The organism is Streptomyces sp. DG1A-41, assembly GCF_037055355.1.
In the GTDB taxonomy this organism is placed as follows: Bacteria; Actinomycetota; Actinomycetes; order Streptomycetales; family Streptomycetaceae; genus Streptomyces.
On record NZ_CP146350.1, the window covers coordinates 3441408 to 3457258 of the forward strand.

The following is a 15851-nucleotide window of genomic DNA, read 5'->3' on the forward strand; positions in this document are numbered from 1 at the left end:
AGTACGCCCCACCACTGACAACGCCCCGGAACAGCGACGCGCCCCCCAGCGACTGCGCGTCCACCTCACCAGACGCTCAGAGCGCCCTCGCGCGTTCCCTTTCCGCCAGAATCGCCTCCACGGTCTGTCCCACCGTCAGCTCCGAGGTGTCCAGCCACAGCCCGATGCGCGGCGTCCGCGTGCGCAGCTCCTCGTCCAGCATGCCGACGGACCAGGCGGCACCGTATCCCGTCTTCGAGCGATCCGCCTCCCGCACGGCCACCGCCTCAGGGCGTGGCGCCAGGACGACCACGGACAGCGGGCGGGTGCGCACCAGACCGGCGTACGTCCTCAAGTCCTCGCCCAGCACGACGTCCTGCACGACGGCCGTGAACCCGGCCTCGGCGTACGCGTCCGCCGTCGCCGCCGACAGGCGGTAGCGGAGCCGGAGTTGGACTTCGGCCTCGCCCCCGGCGCCGGGGAGGTACTCCTCCCGGCCGGACACGATCATGCGCCGGAACACGTCCCCGCGGACGTGCGCGGCCCGCGGCAGGGACTCCGCCAGCGCTTGGGCGACCGTCGACTTGCCGGCCGCCATCACCCCGGTGACCAGGACGACCCCGTCCAGCTCCGGCATCAGGACCGTTCCGTGACCACCGCGGCCTGCGGGCGGATCGGCAGCCGGTTCACGGGGCGGCCCGTGGCGGCCCGTACGGCGGACGCGATGGCCGCCGGGGACGTCACCACCGGCACCGCGCTGACCGCCTTCGCCCCGAAGGGGGCGACCACGTCCCGCTCCTCGACCAGCCTGACGATGCGGACGTCGGGCGCGTCGAGGGCCGTCGGGAGGGCGTAGCCGGTCAGGTCCGGGTGGCGGATCAGGCCGCGGGGGGTGCGCAGGTTCTCGGTCAGCGCGATGCCCAGGCCCTGGGTCACGCCCGCCTCGATCCGGGCGGCCAGCTGGGTGGGGTTCAGAACCCGCCCCACGTCCTGGGCGACGGCCAGTTCCACGACCCGTACGGAACCGAGCTCGATGTCGACGTCCACCACCGCGCGGATCGCGCAGAAGGCCATGCCGACGAAGGCGTCGCCCTGGCCGGCCTCGTTCAGCGGCTCGGTCGGATGCGGGCGGCACTGGGCGGTGGCCCACAGTTCCTTGCCGTCCAGCGCCTCGGTGACGGTCGTCGAGAGGACTCCGTCGTACGACGTGATCTTGCCGTCGGTGATCTGGAGCAGCTCCGTGGACATGCCGAACTTGTGGGCGAGCGGCTGGAGGAGCTGCGTGCGGACCATCTTGGCCGCACGCTCCACCGCGCCGCCCGACACCCAGGTGTGCCGGCCGCGGCAGCCCGCGCCCGCCGGGGGCTGGTCGGTGTCGACCGGCGCCACGTGCACCTCGTCTATGCCGAGCGTCTCCTGCACGATCTGCCGGGCCAGGGTCGTGAAGCCCTGGCCGGTCTCGACGGCCGCGCACAGCACCGTCGCCACACCGTCGTGGACCTTCACGGTCGCCGTGGAGACCTCGTCCGCGCCCTCCGCGCCGAGCATGTGCACCATGCCCACGCCGTAGCCCACGCCCCTGCGCACCGCGCCCGGTTCGCCCGCGCCCTCGGGGCCGCCGGGCAGCAGCCACTCCTCCTCGGGCGTGTCCTTGGGCAGCGGCGGGAGCGGGAAGTCCCGGACCGCCTGGAGCAGTTCGGCGACCGGGGCCGGGCAGGTCACCGTCTGGCCGGTCGGGAGCACGTCGCCCGTCGCCATGGCGTTGCGCAGCCGCACCTCGGCCGGGTCGAAACCGAGCTTCTTGGCGATCTTGTCCATCTGTGCCTCGTAGGCGGCACAGACCTGCATGGCGCCTTCGCCGCGTACGTGGCCGGACGGGGGGTTGTTGGTGCGTACGGCCCAGCCCTCGATGAAGGCGTTCGGGACGACGTACGGGCCGCAGGCGAACGCGACGGCGGCGGCCAGGGCGTCGGCGGAGGTGTCTGCGTAGGCGCCCGCGTCGAGCAGGATCTGCGCCTCCACCTTCACGAGTCTGCCCTCGGCGTCGGCGTGGTGGCGGTAGCGCAGCAGGGTGGGGTGTCGGTGGACGTGCCCCAGGAAGGACTCCTCGCGTGTGGCCGCGAGTTTCACCGGGCAGCCGGTCCGCAGCGCCAGCAGGCCGAGCGGGAGCTGGAAGCCCTGGTCCTCGCGGTCGGCCGTGGCGCCGGGGACACCGGTGACGACGACCTTGACCCGCTCGGGTTCCAGAGCGAAGGCGGCGGCGGCCGTGTCGCGGTCGGTGTGCGGGTCGGTGGAGGCGACGTACAGCTCCACGCCGCCGTCCGGGCGCGGCACGGCCAGGCCCGCCTCGGCGCCGATGGGCGCGGGGTCCTGGCGGCCGATGCGGTACAGGCCCTCGACGACGATCTCGCCGGCCGCCTCCGGGTCGCCGTGGCGCAGCGGGATGTGCCGGATCAGGTTGCCGTCGGGGTGCAACGGCTCCGCCTCGAAGGCCTGCTCCGGGTCGGTCACCGGGTCGAGCACCTCGTACTCGACGATGACGGCGGCGGCGGCCATCCGCGCGGTGTCCGGGTGGTCGGCCGCGACGGCGGCGATGGGCTCGCCGTGGTGGCGTACGACCTCGGAGGCGAAAACCGGGCGGTCGGCCTTGCCGCGGCCGTGCAACGGGCTGCCGGGGACGTCCTCATGGGTGACGACGGCGCGTACGCCGGGCATCTCGCGCGCGTGGGAGGTGTCGATGGAGACGATGCGCGCGTGCGGGTGCGGTGAGCGCAGCACGGCCGCCCACAGCAGGCCCTCGGCCCACAGGTCGGCGGCGTACGGGAAGGTGCCCTCCGTCTTGGCGCGGGCGTCGGCGGCCGGGAGGGCGGCGCCCAGGCCGTGCGGCAGCGGTTCGGCGGCGGGGGCGGCCTCCGCGGCCTGCGCGGTGGCTGCTTCGTTGCTCACGCGGGGCCTCCGTCCTGGCCGTGGGGCTGGTCATGCGGGTCTGGAGTGTGCGGTTCCGGGGGCGAGCCGAAAGCCGACGCGTTGACGCCGCCGGCGCCCTGGCCCGCCTGGTGCGGGATACGGGCCTCGTCGGTGTCGCCGTCGGCGGGCCCGGAGTGTGCCTCGCGTTCGGCGACGACCTCCTGCACGGCGTCCACCACGCCCCGGTAGCCGGAGCAGCGGCACAGGTTGCCGCACAGCGCCTGGCGGGTCTCCAGCTCGGTGGGCGCCGGGTTGCCCTCCAGGAGGTCGTGCACCGTCATCGCCATGCCGGGGACGCAGAAGCCGCACTGCACGGCGCCGCAGCGCGCGAGCGCCCGCTGCACGTCCGACGGCTGCCCGTCCTCGGCCAGGCCCTCGACGGTACGGACCTCGCTGCTGGCGGCGGTCACGGCCGGGACCAGGCAGGACGCGACGAGCCGCCCGTCGACCTGGACGTTGCACGCGCCGCACTCGCCCTGCGAGCAGCCGTCCTTGGCCCCCGCGAGTCCGAGCCGCTCGCGCAGCACGTACAGCAGGGACTCGCCGATCCACGCGTCGCCGACCGGGCGGTCGGTGCCGTTGACGCGCAGGACGTAGGAGGCGAGGGGGTGTTCCTCCTGCGGGGCCGTGGAGGGCGGCTCCTGGGACGCCTCGCCCTGGGTGTCGGCCGAGTCGTGCGGAGCGGCGGACGGGTCCTGCGGTGCCGGGTCGTCCGGGGTCTCGCCGTCGGCGGCCTCCGGGTCCGCCTCGGCCGGGAGGGGCCCGGCGAGCGGCTCGGCGGGGGCGTCGGCGCCCTCGGCGGCCTCTGGGGCGTCCTCGGCGGCCTCATCGGGGCCGGGAGCGTCCTGTGAGGCTTCCTGGAGGGTCGGCGAGGGCGCGGCGGCTTCCTCGTGCGCCTCGGGCACGGGCTCACCGGAGGCCTCGCCCGGGGCCTCGGGGTACGGCTGGGGGGACGCCGGTTGTTCGGGGGCGTGCGCGGCGGGCCCGGGGTGCTCCGGTGCGTCATCGGCGGCAGCGGGGTGCTCGGTCGGGTCGCCGACGTGGCCCGACCGCTCCGGCGCGTGTCCCGGTACACCGGACGGCTCCGGGACGTGGCCGGGTGCGCCCGACGGCTCCGGACCGGGGGAGCCGGAGGGCTCCGGGCCGTGGTGGTCCGTGAAGGTGTGCGGCTCCGGGTGGTGGTCGGTGAAGGCGGACTGATCCGAACCGTGGTCCGTGAAGGAGGACGGATCCGACCCGTGGCCGGGTACGCCGTGCGACTCCGTCCCGTGGCCGGGCACGCCCTGCGACTCGGGTACGCCGTGTGGATCCGAGCCGTGGCCGGTGAAGGCGGACGACTCCGAGCCGTGGTCCGTGAAGGGGGACGACTCCGAGCCGTGGTCCGTGAAGGGGGACGACTCCGAGCCGTGGTCCGTGAAGGGGGACGGATCCGAACCGTGGCCGGGCACGCCCTGCGACTCCGACCCGTGGTCGGCGAAAGCCGACGGCTCCGGACGGTGGTCCGTATATGCAGGTGACTCCGAGCCGTGGTCCGTGAAGCCGTGTGGATCCGACCCGTGGTCGGCGAAAGCCGGCTGCTCCGGCGCATGGCCGGCACCGTCGGACGGCTGAGGTGCGTGACCGGCGCCGGGCATCTCCGCCCCATGACCGCCGAACCCGGACGACTCCGCCCCATGACCGGTGAAGCCGGACGGCTCCGGCGCCTGCGCGGCACCCTCCGGCTGCTGCGGCACGTGACCGGTGCCGTCGGCCGCTCCCGGGGCGTGGCCGGCCGCCGGGTCGGCCTCCTGCGGCAGAGGCCCGGCAGGCGGCTGCCCCGGGGCGTGGGCGCTCCGGGCGGCCGGATCCGGTGCGTACCCGGAGGCCGGCCCGGCAGCCCCCGGCTGCCCGTGTCCGTGTCCGCCGTCCTGCTCGTGCCCGTGCGGATAGCCCGGCCCGGCCTGCTCCTGTCCCGCCGTGTCCTGCTGCCCCCAGGGCAGGCCCGCCGCCTGTGTCGCCCACGGCGCGGGCGCACCGCCCGGCAGCGTGGCCGGTGGGGTGCCGCCCCACTGCTCGACCAGCGAGGACGTGGTGAACTCGCCCGACTCGTCCGGAAGATCACCCCCGGCGACGGGGATGGACCACTGCCCGGTCACGTCATGGCCGGGCGCGGACTCCGCCGCCGTGGCCTCCTCGAAGTGCCACTGCCCCGTGGCTCCCGGGTTGTACGTGAAGCGGTCGTTCCCGCCGCCGTGCCGCGCCGCCCCGGAGCCGTACGGCGTGCCGGATCCGTACGGCGCCTCGGAGCCGTACGACCGCTCCCCCGTGTCGTGCCCCGGCTGCTGGTGGCCGCCGTGCTCGTGGCCCTGCTGGTGTGCCGCGTGCGGGTCGTGCCACTGGGCGCCGTCGACGGGCGCGCCGGGCACCGGCCACGCCGCCGGGGCCCCCGGGTCGGTTCCGCCGGTCGTGGCGGTGTCGACCGTTATCTGCGGCGGTACGTAGCCGTGGCCGGGCGCGGCGAGGGGACTGTCGGCGGCCAGCAGGGCGTCGACGCCCCCTTCGGGGAGTTGGACGAAGGCGGTGGCGCCGTCGTCGTACTCGCCCTGGGGCAGCGGGTCCCAGCGACTCCCACCCCGGGGCGTGCCCTCTCCGTGCTGGTCGTCGGTCACGACAGCGCCCTCCCCAGTGCTCGTCGGGCCAGCGCGGCGACGGTGCGCCGCAGGTGCAGTACGGCGGGCGGAAGCTTTTGTACGGAGCCGTCCTCGGCCGGGGCCGCGTCGGGGATGCAGGCCGCCGCGACGTACTCCCCGAAAGCGCTCAGGGCCTCCGGTACGAGCGCGCGGTTGTTGTCCCAGTCGATGAGCCGGCCCACCCACTGCTCGGCCTCCAGGGGGCGCAGGGGCATCGGCGCAATGGCACCCACCGCACAGCGCACACCCCGGCGTGCGGGGTCCAGGACCAGGGCCACGGATGCCACCGCGCGCCCCGGACCGGTACGGCCGGTCGCCTTCAGGAAGACCTGCGGGGCGTGCAGCAGCGGCACGCGCACGTAGCCGATGAGTTCGCCGGCGCGCAGCATCTCCATCCCGGCCAGCAGGTGCGACACCGGGATCTCCCGGCGGGCTCCGCCCGGGCCCGCGACGATCAGGGTCGCCTCCAGGGCGGCGAGCACCGGCAGCGCGTCCCCGGTGGGGGCGGCCGAGGCGATGTTGCCGCCCAGGGTGCCGGCGTTGCGGATGTGCGGCGGGCCCGCGGCGCGCGCGGCGGCGGCGAGCGCCGGGATCAGGGCCGCGAAGTCGGGGCGGCCCATGCGCGCGTGCGTGAGGCCCGCGCCGAGCAGCGCGTGACCGTCCTGGTACTGCCAGCCGCGGATCTCGCTGATCCGGTTGAGTCCCACCAGCGCGGCGGGCCTGAGCTGCCCGGAGTTGACGGCGGCCATCAGGTCGGTGCCGCCCGCGACGGGCACGGCGGCGGGCACGGCGGTGAGTGCCGCGACGGCCTCGTCCAGCGTCGTGGGCAGCGTGACGGCCTGCGCCGCCTGCGGTGCGTGCGTGGTCAAACCGGCTGCCCCTTCCCGCTGCCCCACCTGGTCCCACCTGTGCTGCCGTACGGTACGTGCTGACAGGGCGGACGTGGCAACTCTGGCACATCTTGGCGAGAGCCGAAGACACGGGTCCACTAGAAGGTATTCGCCCACCTCACCGGGGAGATGGTCCGTTTTCGCACGGGTTCGCCAGTGCGTGCCGATTGGCACTTTCGGTGACCCTTGTGCCCATTTTCTGTGGCCTGTTCGAGCTGTTCGGTCGCGACGGCCCGGGGCTACCGGCTGGGCGGCGGGCCGTCCTTCGGGCGGCCCAGTACTCCGGGGCGCCGCTGCCAGGGCAGCGGGCCGGCGGGTGGCCGGTAGGCGACGCCGAGGGCGTCGAGTCGCCGGTAGTGGGCGGTCATACGGCGCTCGAAGCCTGCGAAGTCCCGTTCCGCCGGGGCGGGCAGGGCGCTCCAGGCGGCCTCGGCGAAGGCCGCGAGCCGGGGGAACACCTGGTAGTCCACGCGCGCGTGGTCCTCCAGCACCTCGGTCCACACGTTGGCCTGGGTACCGAGCACGTGCCGGGCCTCCTCGGGCGTCAACTCCGGCGGGACGGGCTCGAACCGGTAGACGTCCTCCAGGGTGCGCACCCACCCGATCGGTACCGGCTCGTCGGGGCCCGGGGCCTGACGGTGGTCCAGATACACCTGCTGCTCGGGGCACATGACGACGTCGTGGCCGGCCCGCGCGGCGGCGACACCCCCGGCGTAACCGCGCCAGGAGGACACGGCCGCGCCCTTCGCCAGCCCGCCCTCCAGGATCTCGTCCCAGCCGATCAGCCGGCGCCCGCGCGCGGAGAGCCACGCGTCGAAGTGCCCGATGAACCAGGACTGGAGCTCGTCCTCGTCCGCGAGGCCGAGCTCTCTGATGCGCGCCTGGGCCGTCCCGGACCGCCGCCACTGGTCCTTGGGGCATTCGTCGCCGCCGACGTGGACGAACTCCGACGGGAACAGCTCCAGCACTTCCTCGAAGACGCCCTCGTAGAAGCGCAGGGTGTTGTCGGTGGGGGCGAGTACGTTCGGGTTGATTCCCCAGGTGTCCCAGACGGAGAGGGCAGTCGTGTCGATGACGTCGGTGTTGCCGAGTTCCGGGTACGCGGCGATGGCGGCCTGCGAGTGGCCGGGTACGTCGATTTCGGGGACGACGGTGATATGCCGCTCGGCGGCGTAGGCGACGATCTCCCGGATGTCGTCCTGGGTGTAGTAGCCGCCGTGCGGCTTCTCCTCCCACAGCGGCGAGGCCCGGTGGCCGGTTTTCGTCCGCGCCCGCCAGGAGCCGATCTCCGTCAGCCGTGGATGCCGCTCGATCTGGATGCGCCAGCCCTGGTCGTCCGTCAGATGCAAGTGGAAGACGTTGAGTTTGTGCGCCGCCATCAGATCGAGATAGCGCAGTACGCCTTCCTTGGGCATGAAGTGCCGGGCGACGTCGAGCATGAGGCCGCGCCAGCGGAATCGGGGGGCGTCCTCGATCGTGAGGTACGGCACGGCCCAGGCGCGGTCGCGGCTGAGCGGGGCCTTGCGGTACGCGTCAGGGCCGAGAAGCTGCCGCAGAGTCTGGGCGCCCCAGAAGACACCGGCCGCACTGCCGCCCTCGATGAGGACGCCGTTCCAGTCGCTGACGAGGCGGTACTCCTCGGGGCCGAGCTCGGGGGCGAGCTGGAGCCCGATGCCGTCGCCGCCGGCGTCGTCGAGTTCCCGCCCCTCGCGCAACGGCAGGCCGGTGGCCTGCCGGAGGACGGTGCGCAGCCAGTGGCCGACGCCCTGCGTCCCGGTGCAGGTGTAGAGCCGGGAGTGCGCCGTCAGCCGCACCTCGCCGGTGGTGACGGCGACGCTGCGGGGCTTCGGAATCAGTTCGGTCACGTCAGCCCTTCACCGCTCCGCCCGGTCCGGAGGCCAGCCACAGCAATCGCGCCCGGCTCACCCACGCCCACAAGAGGCCTCGCCCACTCTGCGCCCGGCAGACGCATCCCGCGCCCCCGCGCAGCACCGCACCCGGACAGCACAAAAGCCCCCAGGGCGCGCACAACGCACCCTGGAAGCCTTACGCCGCGCGGACCGGGCCTTCTACTTGTCGCCCTTGCCCTTGTCGTCGTCGCCGGAGCCCATGGACTCGTAGATCTCCTTGCACATGGGGCACACCGGGTACTTCTTCGGGTCGCGGCCCGGCACCCAGACCTTGCCGCACAGCGCCACGACGGGGGTGCCGTCGAGGGCGCTCGCCATGATCTTGTCCTTCTGGACGTAGTGGGCGAAGCGCTCGTGGTCACCGTCACCGTGGGAGGTCTGCGGCGTCGGCTCTACGAGGGTCCCCGTACCAGTCCCGCGCTCGGGCTCGAGAGTGCTCATAGGCCCAAGGGTACTGAAGGTCACAGACATCAGTTGAGTGAAGGGTCGTCCGGGTACGTCGCCACCATCGCCAGCTCGTTGCGCTGGCGGCGCAGCACCTCGCGCCAGAGTCCCTCCGGGGACGGCGAGGAGACGTCGCCGGGCTCCGACTCGACGACGTACCACGCGCCGTCCACCAGCTCGTCCTCCAGCTGGCCCGGGCCCCAGCCGGCGTATCCGGCGAAGATCCGCAGCGAGCCGAGGGCGGAGGCCAGCAGTTCCGGCGGGGCCTCCAGATCGACCAGACCGATCGCCCCGTGCACCCGGCGCCAGCCCAGCGGTGCGGCCTCCCCGGACGCTCCGCCGGGGACGACGGCGACCCCGAGGGCCGAGTCCAGCGACACCGGGCCGCCCTGGAAGACGACGCCGGGTTCGCCGGCGAGATCCCCCAGCCCTCCAGGATGTCGCCCACGTCCACCGGGGTGGGTCGGTTGAGGACGACACCGAGGGAGCCCTCCTCGTCGTGGTCGAGGAGCAGCACCACCGCGCGGTCGAAGTTCGGGTCCGCCAGGGCGGGCGTGGCCACGAGCAACCGCCCTGTGAGCGAGGACACCTCGGTCATGCCTGACATGATCCCGCATCTTGCCTCCGCATGGGGAGGCAATGCGGCGTCGGGAGTGAACGCAGCTCAGGGCGCACTGATGCGTCCCACGCACACGAGCGCGACCGTGACCCCACGTGCCCGGCACAGAACGGTTCGTGTTGTGACAGAGCTATGACGTGGCTGGGTCTGACTCAGGCTTACGGAAGGGGGGTGGAGGGCGATTACCCTTTCCCTCCTGGCCCCTGCCCGACTCCACGGAACGCGAGATTCATGACCGTCAACGACGATGTCCTGCTTGTCCACGGCGGAACCCCGCTGGAGGGCGAGATCCGTGTCCGCGGTGCGAAGAACCTCGTACCGAAGGCCATGGTGGCAGCGCTGCTGGGCAGCGCTCCGAGCCGCCTCCGCAATGTTCCGGACATCCGTGACGTACGGGTCGTACGGGGTCTGTTGCAGCTGCACGGTGTGACGGTCCGTCCGGGGGACGAACCCGGCGAACTGGTGATGGATCCGACGCGCGTGGAGAGCGCGAACGTCGCTGACATCGATGCCCATGCGGGTTCGAGCCGTATCCCGATCCTCTTCTGCGGCCCCCTGCTGCACCGCCTCGGCCACGCGTTCATACCGGGCCTCGGCGGCTGCGACATCGGCGGCCGTCCCATCGACTTCCACTTCGACGTGCTGCGGCAGTTCGGCGCGCGGATCGAGAAGCGGGCGGACGGGCAGTACCTGGAGGCACCGCAGCGGCTGCGGGGTACGAAGATCCGGCTGCCCTACCCGTCCGTGGGCGCGACCGAGCAGGTGCTGCTGACGGCGGTGCTCGCCGAGGGCGTCACCGAGCTCTCGAACGCGGCCGTCGAGCCGGAGATCGAGGACCTGATCTGCGTCCTTCAGAAGATGGGCGCCATCATCGCGATGGACACCGACCGGACCATCCGCGTCACCGGTGTCGACAAACTCGGCGGCTACACCCACCACGCCCTGTCCGACCGCCTGGAGGCCGCGTCCTGGGCGTCCGCCGCGCTGGCGACCGAGGGCAACATCTACGTCCGCGGCGCCCAGCAGCGCTCGATGATGACGTTCCTGAACACCTACCGGAAGGTGGGCGGGGCCTTCGAAATCGACGACGAGGGCATCCGCTTCTGGCACCCCGGCGGCCAGCTGAAGTCCATCGCGCTGGAGACGGACGTCCACCCCGGCTTCCAGACCGACTGGCAGCAGCCGCTGGTGGTGGCCCTGACCCAGGCCACGGGCCTGTCCATCATCCACGAGACGGTCTACGAGTCCCGCCTCGGCTTCACCTCCGCCCTGAACCAGATGGGCGCGCACATCCAGCTCTACCGCGAGTGCCTGGGCGGCTCCGACTGCCGCTTCGGCCAGCGCAACTTCCTCCACTCGGCGGTCGTCTCCGGCCCCACCAAGCTCCAGGGCGCCGATCTGGTCATCCCCGACCTGCGCGGCGGCTTCTCGTACCTCATCGCGGCACTGGCGGCCCAGGGCACGTCCCGCGTCCACGGCATCGGCCTCATCAACCGCGGCTACGAGAACTTCATGGAGAAGCTCGTGGAGCTGGGCGCGAAGGTGGAACTGCCGGGCAAGGCGCTCGGGTAGCACAGGCAGTCAGCACACGCAGTGATGCCAAAGGGGCGGCCACCCGGTTCGGGTGGCCGCCCCTTTGATGTCACTGTGCCTCGTACGTCATCCTGAGACGTACGAACGACCAGGTCACCTACCCTTGGCCGCTTCCTTGAGCTTGGAGCCCGCGGAGACCTTCACGCTGTAGCCCGCCGGGATCTGGATGGGCTCGCCGGTCTGCGGGTTGCGGGCGGTGCGAGCGGCACGGTGGGTGCGCTCGAAGGTCAGGAAGCCGGGGATGGTGACCTTCTCGTCCCCCTTGGAGACGATGTCGCCGACCACGTCGGCGAACGCGGCCAGCACGGCGTCGGCGTCCTTGCGGGTCACCTCGGCGCGGTCGGCCAGCGCGGCCACCAGCTCACTGCGGTTCATGTTGTTACTCCCGTGTTCATCTTGCCGTTGAGGCGTCAGATCGAAGCCGATGCTGCCAGGGTCCTCAATGAGTCCCCGGACCCGGGTCCGTCGTCAGACCCTCGCGCCCAGGGACGCATCCTGCCTCTACCTGCGGCGGGAAAGCCAATCCGGCACCCGCAGGAGTCGTGAGAACACCCTTGGGAGTCACACGAAAAGAGGGCCTGAGCCTGGCCGACACGATAGAGGGCGGCCCAAGGGGTGGGGTTCCCCGACGCGCCGTTGCCGGGCCAGTCGTGGCAATCCTCACAGCCGACCGAAGGACTGCCGCCCTACGGCTGTGAGGTCGTCGCCGTCGCCCCCGCCGCCTTCGCGGCCTCCCGCACCGCCCCGGCGACCGCACCCGCGACCTTGTCGTTGAAGACGCTCGGGATGATGTAGTTCGGGTTCAGCTCGTCCTCGGTCACCACGTCCGCGAGGGCGGTCGCGGCGGCCAGCATCATCTCGGTGTTGACCGTGCGGGACTGGGCGTCCAGCAGACCGCGGAAGACACCCGGGAAGACCAGCACGTTGTTGATCTGGTTCGGGAAGTCGGAGCGGCCGGTGGCCACAACGGCCGCGGTCTGGCGGGCGATTGCCGGGTCGACCTCGGGGTCCGGGTTCGCGAGCGCGAATACGATGGCGCCGTCGGCCATGGCGGCCACGTCGTCGCCGTCGAGGACGTTCGGGGCCGAGACGCCGATGAAGACGTCGGCGCCGCGCACGGCCTCCTTGAGCGTGCCGGTCAGGCCCTCGAGGTTGGTGTTGTCGGCGATCCAGCGCAGCGCCGAGCCCGGGGCGGCGTCCACCAGGTCCTCGCGGCCCGCGTGCACGACGCCGTGGATGTCGGCGACGACGGCGTTCTTGACGCCCGCTGCCAGCAGCAGCTTCAGGATGGCCGTACCGGCCGCGCCGGCTCCGGACATGACGACCCGGATGTTCTCGATCGCCTTGCCCGTGACGCGCAGTGCGTTCGTGAGGGCGGCGAGGACGACGATCGCGGTGCCGTGCTGGTCGTCGTGGAAGACGGGGATGTCGAGGGCCTCGCGCAGCCGGGCCTCGATCTCGAAGCAGCGGGGCGCGGAGATGTCCTCGAGGTTGATGCCCGCGAAGCCCGGGGCGATCGCCTTGACGATCTCGACGATCGCGTCGGTGTCCTGGGTGTCGAGGCAGATCGGCCAGGCGTCGATGCCGGCGAACCGCTTGAAGAGGGCCGCCTTGCCCTCCATGACGGGCAGCGCGGCCTTCGGGCCGATGTTGCCCAGGCCCAGCACGGCGGAGCCGTCCGTCACGACCGCAACGGAGTTGCGCTTGATGGTGAGGCGGCGGGCGTCCTCGGGGTTCTCGGCGATCGCCATGCAGACGCGGGCCACGCCCGGCGTGTAGACCATGGACAGGTCGTCACGGTTGCGGATGGGGTGCTTCGACGCCATCTCGATCTTGCCGCCGAGGTGCATGAGGAAGGTCCGGTCCGAGACCTTGCCCAGCGTGACGCCCTCGATGCCGCGGAGTTCTTCGACGATCTCGTCCGCGTGCGCGGTCGACGAGGCCGCGATGGTGACGTCGATTCGGAGCTTCTCGTGACCGGACGCGGTGACGTCGAGGCCGGTCACCGAGCCTCCGGAGGACTCCACGGCGGTGGTGAGCTGCGAGACGGCGGTTCCGCTCGCGGGCACCTCCAGCCGGACCGTCATCGAGTAGGAGACGCTGGGCGCCGTTGCCATGGCCGACTTCCTCTGCTTTCACCTGACGCTGAGTTGTGCCGTCCGATCGTCGCACCTACCGCTGAGTAGCAGGTAGCCACCCTCGATTGCGAACGTTTTGTTCGCGGAACAGGCCAGCAAAAAGAGACCCACGTCACTGTGGACGTGGGTCTCTTCACAAGTAGGTGGCACCGACCCGCCATGCTCGCCTCGCGGCAAGTGGTCGCTCGTAGCGACGAAGGTTGGGCCCGGGGGCTTGGATCGAGCCGGTGCCACGTCCAGGCTAACAAACAGATCCCGTAAGGCCATTCCCGTACCGGGAGTTCATTTCGCCGACACGTGGGTAACGGGCCTCAGTCCCTGAGCAGGTCCGGGATCCCGGCCGCGTCGGGCTCGTCCCGTCCGGCCGAGACGACCGTGAGCTGCTGGGTGGCCCGGGTCAGTGCGACGTAGAGCACACGCAGTCCGGCCGGGGACTCGTCGGCGATCTCCGCCGGGGAGACCACGACCGTCGCGTCGTACTCCAGGCCCTTCGCCTCCAGGCTGCCGAGTGCCACCACCCGGTCGCCGAGTCCGGCGAGCCAGCGCCGGGCCTCCTCGCGGCGCTGCATGGCAACGACCACACCGACCGTGCCGTCGACGCGCTCCAGCAGCCGGGCGGCCTCGGCGCGGACGGTTTCGGCCAACGTGTCGTCCACGACCGTGAAGCGGGGCTCGACTCCGGTGGAGCGGACCGCCTTCGGGGACGCGGAGCCGGGCATGGCCAGGGCCAGCACCTTCGAGGCGAGCTCGGCGATCTCGGCCGGGTTGCGGTAGTTCACGGTGAGCTCGAAGCGGCGGCGCGGGCGGGTGCCGAGGGCCTCGTCGCGGGCCTCGGCGGCCTCCTCCGGGTCGGACCAGGAGGACTGGGCGGGGTCGCCCACGACCGTCCAGGTGGCGTGCCAGGCCGCGGCGGCCGACCATGCGCCACTGCATCGGGGTGAGGTCCTGGGCCTCGTCGACGATGACGTGCGCGTACTCGGTGCGCTCGGCGGCCAGCCGCTCGGCGCGCTCGCGCTGCGACTCCTCGCGCACCGGCATCAGCTCCTCCAGGCCGGTGAGCTGGTCGAGCGGGTCGAGTTCGCGCTTCTTCCGGGGGCGGGCCGGGGCGCCGAGGATGGCCAGGAGCTCGTCGAGCATCGCGATGTCGTGCACCGAGTGGCCGTCGCGCCTGAGGGAACGGGCGACCTTGCGGATCTCCCCGGGGTTGAGGATCCGCCGTGCCCAGCGGCCGAGGCGCCGCTCGTCGGCCATGACGTCCAGGACCGCCGCCGGAGTCAGCTCGGGCCACCAGGCGTCGAGGAATTCGATGAAGGCGTCCTCGGAGGTGATGTCCTCGTCGAAGGAGGAGCGCAGCTCGGCGGCGAGCTCCGGGTCGGTGTGCCGGCCGGCCGCGCCGGACTGCTCCCACAGGGCGTCCAGGAGCAGCTTGCGGGCGCGGGGGCGCAGCAGGTTCACGGGGGCGGTGCCGCCGAGTGCGGCGCGGCGGATGCCCGCCAGCTGCTCGGCCTCCAGCTCCAGGCGGCGGCCGAAGGCGACCACGCGCAGCCGGGCCGGTGAATCGTTCAGCTCCAGGGCTCCGCGCGCGGCCTTCCGCAGCACCTTGAGCATGCGGGACGAACCCTTGGCACGGGCCACGGACGGGGAGTCGTAGAGCGTGGCCTCGGCGCCGTCGACGAGGGAGCCGATGGCGCGGATGGCGACCTGGCCTTCCTCGCCGAGGGAGGGCAGCACGCCCTCGGTGTAGGCGACGAGCAGCGGGGTCGGCGAGACGATCAGGATGCCGCCCGCGTACCGGCGGCGGTCCTGGTAGAGGAGGTAGGCCGCGCGGTGCAGGGCGACCGCGGTCTTGCCGGTGCCGGGGCCGCCCTCGACGTAGGTCACCGAGGCGGCGGGGGCGCGGATGACCAGGTCCTGCTCGGCCTGGATGGAGGCGACGATGTCGCGCATGGTGTGGCTGCGGGCCTGGCCGAGCGCGGCCATCAGGGCGCCGTCGCCGATGACGGGCAGCTCGTGGCCGTCGAGGTAGGCCGTCAGCTCGGGGCGCATCAGGTCGTCCTCGACGCCGAGCACCCTGCGTCCCTTGGAGCGGATGACCCGGCGGCGGACGACCCGGCCGGGGTCCACGGGCGTCGACCGGTAGAAGGGAGCGGCGGCCGGGGCCCGCCAGTCGATGACCAGCGGGGCGTAGTCCTGGTCGAGGACACCGATGCGGCCGATGTGCAGCGTCTCGGCGATGTCGGCGGTGTTGTCCTCGCGGATCGCGCCCTCGGCGGGCTCCACGGCGGTGTAGGCGCCGTCGGGGCCCTTCTTGCCGTCCTTGCCGCGCAGCAGGTCGATGCGGCCGAAGAGGAAGTCCTCGAACTCGTTGTTCAGCCGGCTGAGGTGTATGCCGGCGCGGAAGACCTGGGCGTCCCGCTCGGCGAGCGCGCCGGGTGTGCCGACCTGGCCGCGCTGGGCCGCGTCGTTCATGAGGAACTCGGCCTCGTGGACCTTCTCCTCGAGACGCCGGTACACCCGGTCCAGGTGTTCCTGTTCGACGCCGATCTCTCTGTCTCTCAGGGAGTCGAGCGCGGTTTCCTGCTGAGCCTGAGCGGCCACCGGGCCCCCTTCTGACGTGCTGGGCAGCCGTCCACCGTACGCGA

The 15851-nt window shown here is 72.5% G+C and carries 9 protein-coding genes and 2 pseudogenes; 1 reads left to right on the forward strand and 10 read right to left on the reverse strand.

Translation table 11 applies throughout. The features are described from left to right. Positions 1 to 76 precede the first annotated feature (76 nt). The 7 genes and pseudogenes from V8690_RS15970 to V8690_RS16000 form a co-directional block, all read right to left on the reverse strand. On the reverse strand, positions 77 to 616 hold the full coding sequence (locus tag V8690_RS15970; RefSeq protein WP_338779458.1) for an AAA family ATPase: 540 nt from the start codon (positions 614 to 616) through the stop codon (positions 77 to 79). Next, on the reverse strand, positions 616 to 2925 hold the full coding sequence (locus tag V8690_RS15975; protein WP_338779460.1) for a molybdopterin cofactor-binding domain-containing protein: 2310 nt from the start codon (positions 2923 to 2925) through the stop codon (positions 616 to 618). The genes V8690_RS15970 and V8690_RS15975 overlap by 1 nt, the downstream gene beginning before the upstream one ends. After that, complete coding sequence (locus V8690_RS15980; protein WP_338779462.1) at positions 2922 to 5594, reverse strand: 2Fe-2S iron-sulfur cluster-binding protein; 2673 nt, start codon at positions 5592 to 5594, stop codon at positions 2922 to 2924. The genes V8690_RS15975 and V8690_RS15980 overlap by 4 nt, the downstream gene beginning before the upstream one ends. Beyond that, the gene (locus tag V8690_RS15985) at positions 5591 to 6484 is read right to left on the reverse strand and encodes an FAD binding domain-containing protein (RefSeq protein ID WP_338779463.1); all 894 of its coding nucleotides are present in this window, start codon (positions 6482 to 6484) and stop codon (positions 5591 to 5593) included. The genes V8690_RS15980 and V8690_RS15985 overlap by 4 nt, the downstream gene beginning before the upstream one ends. A 260-nt stretch (positions 6485 to 6744) precedes the next feature. Beyond that, the gene (locus tag V8690_RS15990; protein ID WP_338779465.1) at positions 6745 to 8370 is read right to left on the reverse strand and encodes a beta-N-acetylhexosaminidase; all 1626 of its coding nucleotides are present in this window, start codon (positions 8368 to 8370) and stop codon (positions 6745 to 6747) included. Positions 8371 to 8574: 204 nt separating this feature from the next. Further along, entirely contained in the window at positions 8575 to 8856 is a 282-nt protein-coding gene (locus tag V8690_RS15995) for a DUF3039 domain-containing protein (RefSeq protein WP_010039914.1), read from the reverse strand. Between the two features lie 29 nt (positions 8857 to 8885). Continuing rightward, positions 8886 to 9466 (reverse strand): annotated as a pseudogene (locus V8690_RS16000) (YqgE/AlgH family protein). Between the two features lie 243 nt (positions 9467 to 9709). On the opposite strand from V8690_RS16000, the gene murA reads away from it, so the two are divergent. Next, positions 9710 to 11050, forward strand: coding sequence for a UDP-N-acetylglucosamine 1-carboxyvinyltransferase (murA, locus tag V8690_RS16005; protein WP_338779470.1), 1341 nt, complete (start codon positions 9710 to 9712; stop codon positions 11048 to 11050). A 114-nt stretch (positions 11051 to 11164) separates the two neighbouring features. On the opposite strand, the gene V8690_RS16010 is transcribed toward murA, so the two are convergent. From V8690_RS16010 to V8690_RS16020, 3 genes and pseudogenes are all read right to left on the reverse strand, one after another. After that, positions 11165 to 11446: an HU family DNA-binding protein gene (locus tag V8690_RS16010; RefSeq protein WP_338779471.1), complete on the reverse strand. Its 282-nt coding sequence runs from the start codon at positions 11444 to 11446 to the stop codon at positions 11165 to 11167. A gap of 311 nt (positions 11447 to 11757) precedes the next feature. Further along, positions 11758 to 13188, reverse strand: a complete 1431-nt coding sequence (locus tag V8690_RS16015) for an NAD-dependent malic enzyme (RefSeq protein ID WP_338779472.1) — start codon at positions 13186 to 13188, stop codon at positions 11758 to 11760. 332 nt (positions 13189 to 13520) lie between these two features. Further along, positions 13521 to 15807: pseudogene (locus V8690_RS16020) on the reverse strand (UvrD-helicase domain-containing protein). Positions 15808 to 15851 lie beyond the last annotated feature (44 nt).